11 protein-coding genes are annotated in these 11,917 nt (G+C 54.3%); 10 read left to right on the top strand and 1 reads right to left on the bottom strand.

Annotated elements, in window-relative coordinates; genetic code table 11:
• Window positions 1–14 precede the first annotated feature (14 nt).
• The 5 genes from MKI83_RS06535 to pelG are packed head-to-tail and all read left to right on the top strand — an operon-like array spanning window position 15 to window position 5,749.
• The gene (locus tag MKI83_RS06535; RefSeq protein WP_241584180.1) at window positions 15–533 is read left to right on the top strand and encodes a penicillin-binding protein activator LpoB; all 519 of its coding nucleotides are present in this window, start codon (window positions 15–17) and stop codon (window positions 531–533) included.
• Window positions 534–539: 6 nt separating this feature from the next.
• On the top strand, window positions 540–1,895 hold the full coding sequence (locus tag MKI83_RS06530; protein ID WP_241584178.1) for a PelD GGDEF domain-containing protein: 1,356 nt from the start codon (window positions 540–542) through the stop codon (window positions 1,893–1,895).
• Window positions 1,870–2,862 carry a tetratricopeptide repeat protein gene (locus MKI83_RS06525; protein WP_241584176.1) on the top strand — a complete coding sequence of 331 codons (993 nt, stop codon included), beginning with the start codon at window positions 1,870–1,872 and terminating at the stop codon, window positions 2,860–2,862. Before MKI83_RS06530 ends, MKI83_RS06525 begins: the two co-directional genes overlap by 26 nt.
• Entirely contained in the window at window positions 2,856–4,379 is a 1,524-nt protein-coding gene (gene pelF / locus MKI83_RS06520) for a GT4 family glycosyltransferase PelF (protein ID WP_241584174.1), read from the top strand. Before MKI83_RS06525 ends, pelF begins: the two co-directional genes overlap by 7 nt.
• Entirely contained in the window at window positions 4,379–5,749 is a 1,371-nt protein-coding gene (pelG, locus tag MKI83_RS06515; protein WP_241584171.1) for an exopolysaccharide Pel transporter PelG, read from the top strand. The genes pelF and pelG overlap by 1 nt, the downstream gene beginning before the upstream one ends.
• Window positions 5,750–5,804: 55 nt before the next feature.
• On the opposite strand, the gene MKI83_RS06510 is transcribed toward pelG, so the two are convergent.
• Window positions 5,805–6,296, bottom strand: coding sequence for a SprT family zinc-dependent metalloprotease (locus MKI83_RS06510; RefSeq protein WP_241584281.1), 492 nt, complete (start codon window positions 6,294–6,296; stop codon window positions 5,805–5,807).
• A 136-nt stretch (window positions 6,297–6,432) separates the two neighbouring features.
• On the opposite strand from MKI83_RS06510, the gene MKI83_RS06505 reads away from it, so the two are divergent.
• The 5 genes from MKI83_RS06505 (at window position 6,433) to MKI83_RS06485 (ending at window position 11,886) form a co-directional block, all read left to right on the top strand.
• Complete coding sequence (locus tag MKI83_RS06505; protein ID WP_241584168.1) at window positions 6,433–7,911, top strand: flavin-containing monooxygenase; 1,479 nt, start codon at window positions 6,433–6,435, stop codon at window positions 7,909–7,911.
• Window positions 7,892–8,845 carry an alpha/beta hydrolase gene (locus MKI83_RS06500; RefSeq protein WP_241584166.1) on the top strand — a complete coding sequence of 318 codons (954 nt, stop codon included), beginning with the start codon at window positions 7,892–7,894 and terminating at the stop codon, window positions 8,843–8,845. Before MKI83_RS06505 ends, MKI83_RS06500 begins: the two co-directional genes overlap by 20 nt.
• Before the next feature lie 60 nt (window positions 8,846–8,905).
• The gene (locus MKI83_RS06495) at window positions 8,906–9,649 is read left to right on the top strand and encodes a type 1 glutamine amidotransferase (protein ID WP_241584164.1); all 744 of its coding nucleotides are present in this window, start codon (window positions 8,906–8,908) and stop codon (window positions 9,647–9,649) included.
• A 274-nt stretch (window positions 9,650–9,923) separates the two neighbouring features.
• Entirely contained in the window at window positions 9,924–10,814 is an 891-nt protein-coding gene (locus MKI83_RS06490; RefSeq protein ID WP_241584162.1) for an esterase/lipase family protein, read from the top strand.
• Between the two features lie 142 nt (window positions 10,815–10,956).
• Complete coding sequence (locus MKI83_RS06485; RefSeq protein ID WP_241584160.1) at window positions 10,957–11,886, top strand: lipase family alpha/beta hydrolase; 930 nt, start codon at window positions 10,957–10,959, stop codon at window positions 11,884–11,886.
• The last annotated feature ends 31 nt before the right edge of the window (window positions 11,887–11,917 follow it).

Genomic DNA, 11,917 nt, shown 5'->3' with positions numbered 1-11,917 from the left:
TGAGGAGAGTTTCGATGGGCATGATGCGTTTTATTACTCTGGCAAGCCTGCTTTTTGTCTCGGCATGCTCAATACATAGTCAGCATGATGCGCCGACGTTAAGTCGCGAAGGGCGCTGGGCTTTGTTGCCTGTTGTTAACTACGCGCAAGCGCCGCTAGCCGGTGAGCGCGCCGAGCAAATACTGCTCAGCATTTTGGCCAGTGAAGGGCTAACCCCAACGCGATATCCGCTGACAACCAGTGCCGATGAGTTACCGCAGCTGGATGACCGTGCGCGCCTGCAGACAGCCCAGCAGTGGGCGAGTAAACAGTCGTTCACCTACGCCATTACCGGTAGCGTTGATGAGTGGCAATACAAAAATGGCTTAGATGGTGAACCTGCTGTGGGTATTACCTTGCAAGTGATTGAACCTGCGACTGGGCGAGTGTTGTGGAGTACCAGCGCAGCCAGAGCAGGCTGGTCGCGGGAGTCTTTGGCCGGCGCTGCGCAAAAAGTGATCACTGATTTAGTCGATGAATTACCGCTGGACTAATCACTAATGCAAGATTATTTGCGCATTGCGCCCCGTCAAATCGGTAATGCCGCCTGGGTTGAAACCCTGGCTTTGACGGTGATCGTGGTTGCTTTGGGTTATTGGTCTGAGCCAACCGATCCGTTGCATGCGTTTACTGGTTTTCCGTGGTCATTGTTTGCGCCGGTTTTGTTAGGTCTGCGCTATGGCTTTGTCCAAGGGCTGATTAGTGCGCTGATGTTGCTGGCGGTGCTGCTTGGGATGCACCGTTTTGAATTAGGTGCTTACGCCAACGTGCCGGCGGCGTATGTGGTGGGGTTGTTTGCCTGTGCAATGTTGGTCGGAGAGTTCCGTGACTTGTGGGATCGGCGCCTTGAAGGGCTTCAGCGGGCCAACGAATATCGTCAGTTAAGGCTCGATGAGTTCACTCGTGCGCATCATATTTTGCGTATTTCACATGATCGGCTTGAGCAGAAAATTGCCGGCAATGACCAGAGCTTGCGTAGTGCGTTGCTTGCCATGCGCCAACGATTGAATGAAGTACAGGGTCAAGATGGTTTGTCTGCAATGGCCGAAAGCATGCTCGATGTTTTGGCGCACTATGGACCTTTGCGTGTCGCCGCGTTATATCGCGTTAGCGAAATGCAATTGGTGGATCAGCCCTTGGCTTCATTAGGGGAGCTGAGTGCTGCGGATTTGCGCCAAGACCCCATGGTGGGCTTGATGTTAGAGCGCCGAGAGCTGATTAGCATTCGGCCGGATATGATCGATGCGGGGAGTCGTTTAGAGCACAGCACACTCTTGGCGTGCTTACCTTTGATCGATACCAATGGTGAGTTGCATGCAATGGTCGCCATTGAAAACATGCCGTTCTTTGCTTTTCATGAACGTAACCTTAATTTGCTCGCAATCTTAGGTGGTCACTTAGCGGATATTTTGAGCAGCCGTGAGCAAGAGGCGCTGCATATTGATGTGGCTGCGGCACGCTTTAATCGTTATTTGTCGCGCTCTATCACCGATGCGCGCCAATATGAAGTGCCCGCTACGTTAGTTGCATTCGAAATGCTAGACCCTGCATGGTTTGCGGCTTTACAGCAACTGATGCAATCGACACAGCGGGGGCTCGATGTCTTGCGGACTTGCACCAATACAAAACAATCACAAGTAGTGTTGGCGTTATTACCGCTCACCGCAGAGGATGGCGCAGAAGGTTACCTGCAACGCATTCGCTTAAGTGTTCAAGAGCAATTTGGACGAACGCCAGAAGAAGTGGGATTGGCCTTGCATCGCATTGCAATCACTAGCCGTGTTCGTCAGTCGTCAATTGAAAGATTCTTATTAAGCGAGTGTGCATTAGATGAGCACGAAGTGGCTATTCATTAATGCATTTTGGCTAGAGTCAGCCAGTTGGCTGAGCTTGTCGCCCGGATTGGAGCTTTGGCAGGCGTTTACGGCTTTTCTATTCAGCCACGGGCTCGCCTCTTTATGTTTGAGCATTGGTCTTTGGCAAGTGTTGCCTAAGCACTACAAGCAGCCTTTGCCTTGGAGCCCACTGTTTATTTTTTCTTTGGCGTTTTTTATCCCAGCTATTGGAGTCATAGGCGTTTCGCTGGCGGTTTTTCCGGCACTGTATTTCCCACGGAAAAAACTGGCGCAAATTTGGGCGGCGACGCCGATACCCGAATTACCCTTTCGGCCGTCAGCGCCTGATGCTAAACAAGGCTTCAGTGCTGGCGGTTTGCACGATGTATTGCGTCACGCGATCAACCCGAATAAGCGCCTTTCCGCAATTTTGTCGACGCGGCGTATGTCCAGCCGTGATGCGATCCCTATTTTGAAACTGGCACTTAAAGATCCAGTGGATGATGTGCGCTTGCTTGCTTATTCGATGCTGGACTCGCAAGAAACTGCGATCAATTTAAAAATTAAAACGACTCTCGGGTTGCTGGAGACCTCTGGCGAAAAGCAAATTCCCTCGTTGCAAGCCAGCTTGGGGCAGCATTATTGGGAGCTGGCTTATCTCGGGCTGGCTCAAGGCAGTGTGTTAGACCATGTGCTGGCCAGCGCACGTCAGCACGTGGAGCGGGCTATCGAGTTGCGTCATGAGGCGAGTGATCAGTTTTTGTTGGGGCGAATTAATCTGCTTCAGGGACGACTTGAAGAGGCTCGCGATGCTTTTTCTCGCGCTTCCGAGGAAGGGTTTGAGCCCGCTCAGTTAGCGCCATACTTGGCAGAAACGGCCTTTATGCAGCGCAACTTTGCCGGCATTGCTAGCGCCCTTAAGCTTATTCCCGAGGAGGAACGCCACCGCCTTCCATTCTCGCCCTTAACCCGGTATTGGCAATGTTAATTAAGCCTTTGAACGATGAACCTGTTGCAGATGTGTGTTTGCTTCTCGAGGGAACTTATCCGTATGTGCGTGGTGGCGTTTCCAGTTGGGTTCATCAGATCATCAACGGATTACCTGAGGTAACTTTTGCTGTCATTTTCTTAGGTGGCAGCCCGCGCTTTTACGAAAAACAGCAGTACCAAATGCCCACCAATGTTGTGCATTTCGAATGTCACTTTTTGGAAACCTCATGGGAGCAAGGCGAGGCTCAAGCAAGGCCCGGTAATCGCAAGGCTATGGAGAAAGTGCGCGAATTACACACGCATTTCCATACCCCAGATAAACAGATTCCCGATGAGCTGGCCGGTGAGGTAATGCGCATGTTGGGCGAGGGCGACGGCCTGTCGCGCGACGACTTTTTATACAGCCGCGCATCGTGGGATGCGATCACGGATGGTTATGAGAAGTACTGCACGGACCCTTCGTTTGTTAATTATTTTTGGACCTTGCGCTCTATGCATGCGCCCGTGTTTCTGTTGGCAGAAGTGGCGCGCAATGCGCCGCCGTGCCGTCTTATTCACTCGGTTTCAACCGGTTATGCAGGGATGTTAGGGGCTTTTTTACAGCGTCGCTGGCACCGGCCGTTTTTTGTCAGTGAGCATGGTATTTACACCAAAGAGCGCAAGATTGATTTGGCGCAGGCGAGCTGGATTGCCGATAACCCGGATGAGACGGGTGAGGGGCTGAATGCGGATGTAGGATACATTCGGCGGATGTGGATTAGCTTTTTTGAGCAGTTAGGCAGGCTCACGTACAACGCGGCCGACCCGATTGTTTCCTTGTATGGCGGTAATCGTGAGCGGCAAATCAGTGACGGTGCGCTAGAGCAGCGCTGTCGTGTGATTCCCAACGGTATCAGTTTGAATGCGTATGCCGATGCCTTGGGTAAACGCCCCGAGGGTATTCCTAAGGTTGTGGGGTTAATTGGTCGCGTAGTGCCGATTAAGGACATTAAAACCTTCATTCGCGCGATGCGTGGCGTGATCACCACCATGCCCGAGGCGGAAGGCTGGATTGTTGGGCCGGACGAGGAAGACCCAGCCTATGCCGCTGAATGCCGGAGCTTGGTGGCCAGTTTAGGCTTGGTGGATAAGGTTAAATTTCTCGGCTTTCAGAAGATTCCAGAAATCATGCCGCAGCTTGGGGTGATGGTGCTGACGTCAATCTCTGAGGCGCAACCTTTGGTGATTCTAGAGGCATATGCCGCCGGCGTGCCCTGCGTGGCAACCGATGTGGGCTCGTGCCGCGAGCTGATCGAAGGCGGCCCTGAGGATGACCGTAAGCTAGGCAGCGCCGGCGAAGCCGTAGCCATTGCAGACCCACAAGCCAGTGCCCGCGCGATTCTTGCTCTCTTAGGTGATCAAGAGCGCTGGAAGCAAGCACAAGCCGCGGGCTTGGCGCGGGTCACGACGTTTTACACCGAAGAGCTGATGTTTCAACGCTATCGTGATCTTTACCAACAGGCCAAGGAGGCCTAATGGCTGGCATTGGCTTTGAGCTGCGAAAAATATTATCGCGCGACTCGTACACCGCCACGCTGAAAGCGTATTTATATGCAGGCCTGATCAGCTCGGGGCCATGGGTGTTGTCCATTATCAGCGTCATGCTGATCGGCATATTAAGTCTTGGTGTGGTGGTGCCGGAGCTACTGATTCGGCAGTTTTTGGTCAGTGTTACTTATTTAATGGCTTTTTCACTGGTGCTGACCGGTGGGCTGCAGCTGTTTTTTACGCGATTTATTTCTGATCGTCTGTTCGAAAATAATGCCGAGATGATTTTGCCTAATCTATTGGGCGTGTTGACGTTAGTGACCTTGGTCTCTGGCATCAGCGGCGCACTGTTGATGGGTTTTTTATTTAATGAGCCTTTTGTTTACCGTGTGTTGATGGTGGCCAACTTCGTTGTGCTGTGCAACTTGTGGTTGGTGATTATCTTCTTGTCCGGCATGAAGGCCTATAACCGTATTTTGTTGGTGATGGCGCTGGGTTATGCGCTGATGGTTTTTTGTGCCTTATTGCTGCGGCCCTACAAGGTGAATGGCTTGATGCTGGCACTGCTGGTGGGGCACTCAAGCTTGTTGTTCATGTACCTGTACGACATTCTTCGTGAATATCCGGCCAAAACGCTGGTGGCCTTTGATTTTTGTAAGCGCAGGCTGGTGTTCCCGAGCTTGCTGTTTACTGGGTTTGCTTATAACGCGGGTGTGTGGGTTGATAAGTTTTTATTTTGGTACAACCCGGTTACCTCTGATGCGGTGATTGGCCCGCTGCGTACGTCATTGCTGTATGACTTGCCTATTTTTCTGGCCTATTTGTCGGTTATTCCAGGTATGGCTGTTTTTCTTGTGCGCATTGAAACGGATTTTGCGGAAACTTATGAAAAACTCTATTCCGCTATACGTGGCGGTGAAACGTTAAAGCATATTTTCTTTTTGAAAGACCAAATGGTGCTGGCGATTCGGCAGGGCATTTTTGAGATTTTTAAAGTGCAGGGGATTACGGTCGTTCTGTTGTTTTTGTGGGCGCCGAGTTTGCTTGAGTTTCTTGGGATCTCGAAGCATTACTTGCCTTTGTTTTATGTGGATCTTATTGGTGTCAGTATTCAAGTCTTGTTCATGGCGTTGTTGAACGTATTTTTCTATTTGGATAAGCGCGACTTGGTGGCGCAGCTTACAGGCCTGTTCTTAGTGCTTAACGCGCTATTGACCTTGTTGAGTCAGTACTTGGGGCCTAGCTGGTTTGGCTATGGCTTCTGTGTCTCGCTTTTTGTCGTGGTGATGCTGGGCTTGTATCAGCTCACCAAAACGCTTGAGAACTTAGAGTACGAAACCTTCATGCTCGGCCGCTAATCGCTCTTGCTGTGCGCAGGGGTTCTCTTAAGCGACCTACGCCGTGCCTCTATGTTTACTGTTGTCGTGTCTCACCACTAAAAATCAGCTTCTGCTTGCAGCGCCGGCATAAGTAGCCGGCGCCGCGGCGTACACGTTGGTGTCGTTGTCCAGTAAAAGGCATAGGTTCTGCGCAGCCGCATTGGTACAGGTAGTGCGTGCGCGGAGTGCGGGTGATCGCATAGTGGTGACAGCGCGTTGCAGGCCGTTTAAACACCTCACGCATGATGCTTTGCCACTCGGGCCCATGCGGTTGTATGCGTAAGCCATACAGTTGGTGGGCAATCATGTGTGCCACTTCATGCGCGACGGTTTGCGCTAAAAAATCGTGCTGATTGGCTTGGTACAACACCCAGTTAAAACGCAGTTTATTCTCGGTAAGGTGCGCCACGCCGGCTTTTTGCCCGCGTAGTTTGATGCTGATTTCTGGGCGAGCAAAGCGGCGTTGAAAGTGCTGCTCTGCGCGTTGGTAACAAGCTTCGACGTGTTGTTTTAGAGCTTCTGGCATGGCGGCGCTGTTGTATTCATTGGCAAAGCCGACGGCCTGACTTGGCAGAAGTCGACGAGTCATTGGCTATATTTTCCTTTGGCGTATACAAGTGTATACGTTAGTCTCTGTCCATCTTACCGTGATGGAGTGGGTCATGACGTCAACTTCTTCGCTGCCAAGTCAGGTTGATGTGCTGATTATCGGTGCAGGCTTTGGCGGTATCGGCTTAGGTGTTCGCTTGTTGCAAACAGGTCGTACTGATTTTGCGATTGTCGAGAAAGCAGCCGAGGTTGGTGGTTGCTGGCGGGATAACACCTATCCCGGGGCGGCGTGTGATGTGCCCTCGCACCTGTATTCTTTTTCCTTTGCGCCGAATACCGCGTGGAGTCGTCGCTACGCGCCGCAAGCTGAAATACATGCCTATATCAAAGCCTGTGTAACGCGCTTTTCTTTGAGCTCGCATATCCATACCGGCTGTGAGGTGGCATCGGCTATTTACGATGAGGGCAAGCAGCGTTGGCAGGTGGTGATGCTAGACGGCAGCACCGTCTCTGCGCGGGTGTTGGTGAGCGCGTGTGGCCAGCTTAATCGACCGGCGTGGCCGACCATTACTGGCGCGGAGCACTTTGCTGGTGTGGCGTTTCATTCCGCGCAGTGGCGGCATGATGTTGATTTGCGCGGTAAGCGCGTTGCGGTGATTGGTGCAGGGGCGAGTGCCATCCAATTTGTGCCGCAGCTTGTGCAGCAGGCAGCCCATGTGACGGTATTTCAGCGCACGGCGCCCTATGTGATTGCCAAACCTGATATCGCCTACACGCAAGCTCAGCAGCAGCGTTGGCAGCGGTGGCCGTGGTGGCAGCGCTTATCACGCAAGGTGCAGTACTTGGCCCACGAATCGCGGGCGCTGGCCTTTGTGAAGTGGCCATGGCTGATGAAATTCATGCGTTTTCAGTTTACTCAGCATCTACAGCGCCAGGTGGCTGATGCAGATTTGCGGGCCAAGCTAACACCGGACTACCCCTTAGGCTGTAAGCGGATTTTAATCTCCAATGATTACTACCCGGCTTTAACGCGCAGTAATGCCGCGTTGGAAACCTTGCCGATTAGTCAGATCACCCCGCACGGCGTACAAACGGCTGACGGCCGCGAGCATGTGGCGGATGTGTTGATCTACGGTACAGGTTTTGCCGCGACGGAATTTCTTGCGCCGATGCAGATCCGTGGCCGTGCTGGGCTGGAGTTAACTCAGGCTTGGCGTGGTGGCGCGGAGGCATTTAAAGGCCTGACGGTGGCGGGTTTTCCTAACTTTTTCTTGCTCTATGGTCCTAATACCAATCTTGGGCATAGCTCCATCATTTATATGCTGGAGAGTCAGTTCAACTATGTGCTTAGCGCGTTGGAGCAAATGCAGCGTCTAGGGATTAGCACGCTGGAGGTCAAAGCGGCTCCGCAGGCGCAGTTTAATCAAGCTTTGACCGCGGCCTTGCAAGGCACCGTGTGGGCGCAAGGTTGCAGCAGTTGGTACATCAACGAATCCGGTAAGCAGACCAATAACTGGCCCGGTTTTACCTTTAGTTATCGCCGACAAACACGTCGTTTGGAGCTGAATGATTATGAATGCACCTTTGCTTGAGTTGCCGGCGGTCGATCAATTACCTCGGTCGCAGCGGCTGTTGCGCGCGGGCTTTCGTGGTCTGTTGACGCTGGCGTTTCGCAGTGTGATTCGTCCGCCTATGCCGGTGGCATGGCAGCGCTTTTGGCTGCGCGCATTAACCTTAACCTCGCAGGTGCCGCGTAGCGTTTCGATACGTGCAACAACGCTTGGCGGGGTGCCGGCCGAGCAGCTGTCTTTAGCGCAGACTAATCCTTGTGCCGTGCTGTATTTGCACGGTGGTGCTTTTTGTATTGGTTCCGCGCGCACCCATCGCAGTATCACGGCTAACTTGGCCCGCTTAAGTGGTGCCACGGTGTACGCCTTGGATTACCGCTTAGCTCCAGAACATCCATACCCGGCCGGCTTGGACGACGCAGTAGCGGCCTACCAAGCCTTGTTGGCGCAGGGGTTTAAGCCTGAACAGTTGGCCATTGCTGGTGATTCGGCGGGCGGCAACTTGGCCTTGACGTGTGCGCTGCGTTTGCAACGACAGGGCTTGCCCCAGCCAGCTGCGTTGCTGACCTTGTCGCCGCTGACGGATGCCTCGCGCCAGCAGTTACATCAACCGCCGGCCGGTGACCCCTTGCTCAATGTGCGTTGGGTTGCGCAAGCCAGCGCCGATTATTGTGCGCCAGCGCAGCTGAATGATCCTTTGGTGTCGCCGGTATTTGCGGGGGCCGAGCAGTTGGCGGCTTTACCGCCGGTCATGATTCAAGTGGGGGAGGATGAAATTCTCCTCAACGATAGCTTACGCATGCATCAAGCTTTGCTCGCCGCAGGTAATGAGGTGGTGCTGGAGCGCTACGCGGATTATTGGCATGTGTTTCAAGCGCAAGCCGGTGTACTGCTCGCCGCGGATATCGCCCTGCAGCGCTTGGCCAATTTTCTCAAGCAGCATTGGCGCGACGCCTGACCTGTACAAGTCGCCCTGAGCTCTGGCAGCCTGAAGGAGGTTAGGTTGCGGAGGTTTACGATGGGCAAGGCTGAGCAGTATGCGCCGGTTGATGTGGTCATTCTGACGCATGTTGAGTTTTGTTCGCCCGGGCACTTAGAGGCGGTGCTGCAGCGCGAGGGAGTTAGTTTCCGCATTGTGCGCGTTCATCTTGGCGAACTGGCGCACCTAGACTTTAGCGAACCCAAAGCGGTAGCGGTGATGGGCGGGCCGATGAGCGTGAATGATCCGTTGCCGTGGTTGGCCGATGAAGTGGCTGCGCTGCAGTTTTGGATCGAGCGCGGCACGCCAATCATTGGCCACTGTTTGGGTGGTCAGCTACTCGCGCAAGCACTGGGTGCTGCGGTACAGCGCATGCCGCACACGGAGATTGGTTGGCATCCAGTGACACGTCACCCACATGCTCAAAACAGTCCTTGGCTGGCCCATGTGGCGGATGAGTTTGTGGTTTACCAATGGCACAGCGACACCTTCGATATCCCCGCCGGCGCCACGCCGTTGATGGCCAGCGCACATTGCGCCAATCAAGGCTTTGCCTACGGTGAGCATGTGCTGGCGTTGCAGGGGCATCCGGAAATGACCGAATCCTTGTTTGCCCGCTGGACGCGCGATTGGGCTGATTTGATCGATCCCTCGCAGCCCTCCCAGCAAAGCGTCGAGCAACAGCATCACGGGCTAGCGAGCAAATTGGCCGCGCTGAATCATGTGGCTGAGGGGTTTTATCAGCGCTGGTTGGCGTTGGCTTTTGCGCGTTGCTCGGCCTAGTGCGCGTTAACTAAACGCGGCTCTTGGCATGGTTGTCACTTTGCGTAGCAGTTGTGTTGCCTCGTGCGCGGCGCAAATTGTGCGTTTGTTCGTTAAAAAATGTTTTTCACCCATCCGGGCGATAGGTTGCTTGCAGTAAGCGTTCTATGTTGGTCGTGGGTGCCTTGAGCCAAGAGTGTCTTAAGGCCTGCCGTACCCACAACAAAAACAAGAACATTGGAGGCAACCTCATATGCGACATCTGTTGGCCGCGGGTCTTACCGCAATGACACTCATGGCAGCACCTTTGGTGCAAGCCGGTACCTACACTCAAACCAAATACCCAATCGTGCTGGTGCACGGGGTGACCGGTTTTGATTCGGTAGGTGGGCTGATTGGTTATTTCCATACGGTGCCTTGGAATCTTGAGCGTGATGGCGCTCGCGTCCATGTGGCCAGTGTTTCAGCGCTGAATGATAGCGAGCAGCGCGGTGCGGTATTGGCGCAGCAAATCGTGTCTTGGGCGCAAGCCGGTGGCGGTAAAGTCAACCTGATCGGTCACAGCCAAGGCTCGCCGACATCGCGTGTAGCAGCGTCGCTGCGGCCTGATTTGGTGGCTTCGGTCACCTCAGTCAACGGTGTTAACAAAGGCTCGCGCGTGGCGGATGTGATTCGTGGCGCGGTGCCAGCAGGCAGCTGGATCGAAGGCGGCGCGGCGGCGATCGCCAATGCTGTGGGCGGCTTCATTAACGTGCTTTCAGGTGCCCAGCATCAGCAAAGCGGTTTGGCAGCGCTGAAAACCCTGACCAGTTCGGGCACCGCAGCGCTGAACAGCCGTCACCCTTGGGGCGTGAATAGCAGCAGCTACTGCGCGAAGTCGAGCGAAGTGCAAAACGTGCGCGGCCATAGCATTCGCTATTACTCATGGACTGGCGATAACAGCGGCACCAACATCCTCGACGTGAGCGATCCGTTCCTCAATATCACCGGCCTAGTGTTCTGGGGTAAGGAGAAGAGCGATGGTTTGGTGGGCGTGTGTTCGACTTACTTGGGACAAGTGCTGGGTGACAGCTATCACCTTAACCATGCCGATGCGGTGAACCATTTGCTGGGGCTGCGTGGCTGGACTGATCCGGTGAGCTTGTACCGTCAACACGCTAACCGTTTGAAGGGTAAGGGCCTGTAAACGGTTGGGCCAACCTTTGTTGGGTGAGGGGCGGGCATCCCCCGTCCGGGTGATGTGGTGCTGACTGGGGCTGCCTAGACTCGGGGCAGGCTTTAGGCAGTGCCGCACACCCCTATAATCACAACAATGGGAAGCCTCACACATGCGTTTACTCACCTGCGTTACCTTGGTCTTAACCGGCCTGCTGAGCCTGAGCACCGCTCAGGCCGGCACCTATACCCAAACTAAGTATCCGATTGTGCTGGTGCATGGCATCGCCGGCTTTGACTCCATCGGTGGCTTGGTTAATTACTTCTATACCGTGCCGTGGAACCTCGAGCGTGATGGGGCTCGCGTGCATGTCGCCAGCGTGGCGTCATTCAATAACAGCTATCAGCGTGGCGCTGAACTGGCCAAGCAGATCGCGCCGTGGGCGCAGGCTGGTGGCGGTAAGGTCAATATCATCGGTCATAGCCAAGGCTCGCCTACGGCGCGGATTGCCATGGCGCTGCGGCCGGAATTGGTCGCCTCAATCACCTCGGTGGATGGGGTTAACCATGGCTCGAAAGTGGCCGACGTGGTGCTAGGTATTGCGCCTGCCGGTAGCTTGTCGCAAAGCGCGATGAATGCCTTGGTCAGCGCGGTGGGCAAAATCATCAATGGTTTGTCTGGGGCCGATCATCCGCAAAGCTTTACCGAGTCCTTGCGCAGTTTGTCCAGCCCTGAGAGCGCCGCGATCAACGCGCGTCATCCTTGGGGCGTGGGCAACTACGCGCAGTGCGGCACGGGGTCAGAGGTGGAATCGGTGCTGGGGCATTCGGTGCAATTCTTTTCATGGACAGGGCGCTCGCGCTTTACCAATCCGTTTGATCCGTTGGACTATTTCTTTGCCACGGCTGGCAGTGTGTTCGGTCGCGAGTCGAGCGATGCCATGGTCGGGACGTGCTCCACGAAGCTCGGCAAGGTGATCGGCACGGATTACGCGATGAATCATGGGGATGCCATCAACCACTTGTTAGGTTTGCGTGGCTGGACCAGTCCCGTCAGCTTGTATCGCCAACATGCTAATCGCTTAAAAAGTCGAGGGTTATAAACGTCCCTCGTCTACTCACGGCGCAGACAGT

Source organism: Atopomonas sediminilitoris, from assembly GCF_022601735.1.
Lineage (GTDB): Bacteria > Pseudomonadota > Gammaproteobacteria > Pseudomonadales > Pseudomonadaceae > Atopomonas > Atopomonas sediminilitoris.
This window is presented reverse-complemented; position numbering and strand designations above follow the sequence as displayed.

Bases quoted from the DNA above. Each gene is read 5' to 3' on its own strand.
- MKI83_RS06505 (WP_241584168.1), top strand. From the start codon at position 6,433: ATGACGTCAACTTCTTCGCTGCCAAGTCAGGTTGATGTGCTGATTATC.
- MKI83_RS06510 (WP_241584281.1), bottom strand. From the start codon at position 6,296: ATGCCAGAAGCTCTAAAACAACACGTCGAAGCTTGTTACCAACGCGCA.
- MKI83_RS06500 (WP_241584166.1), top strand. From the start codon at position 7,892: ATGAATGCACCTTTGCTTGAGTTGCCGGCGGTCGATCAATTACCTCGG.
- MKI83_RS06490 (WP_241584162.1), top strand. From the start codon at position 9,924: ATGGCAGCACCTTTGGTGCAAGCCGGTACCTACACTCAAACCAAATAC.
- MKI83_RS06530 (WP_241584178.1), top strand. From the start codon at position 540: ATGCAAGATTATTTGCGCATTGCGCCCCGTCAAATCGGTAATGCCGCC.
- pelG (WP_241584171.1), top strand. From the start codon at position 4,379: ATGGCTGGCATTGGCTTTGAGCTGCGAAAAATATTATCGCGCGACTCG.
- MKI83_RS06495 (WP_241584164.1), top strand. From the start codon at position 8,906: ATGGGCAAGGCTGAGCAGTATGCGCCGGTTGATGTGGTCATTCTGACG.
- MKI83_RS06525 (WP_241584176.1), top strand. From the start codon at position 1,870: ATGAGCACGAAGTGGCTATTCATTAATGCATTTTGGCTAGAGTCAGCC.
- MKI83_RS06535 (WP_241584180.1), top strand. From the start codon at position 15: ATGGGCATGATGCGTTTTATTACTCTGGCAAGCCTGCTTTTTGTCTCG.
- MKI83_RS06485 (WP_241584160.1), top strand. From the start codon at position 10,957: ATGCGTTTACTCACCTGCGTTACCTTGGTCTTAACCGGCCTGCTGAGC.
- pelF (WP_241584174.1), top strand. From the start codon at position 2,856: ATGTTAATTAAGCCTTTGAACGATGAACCTGTTGCAGATGTGTGTTTG.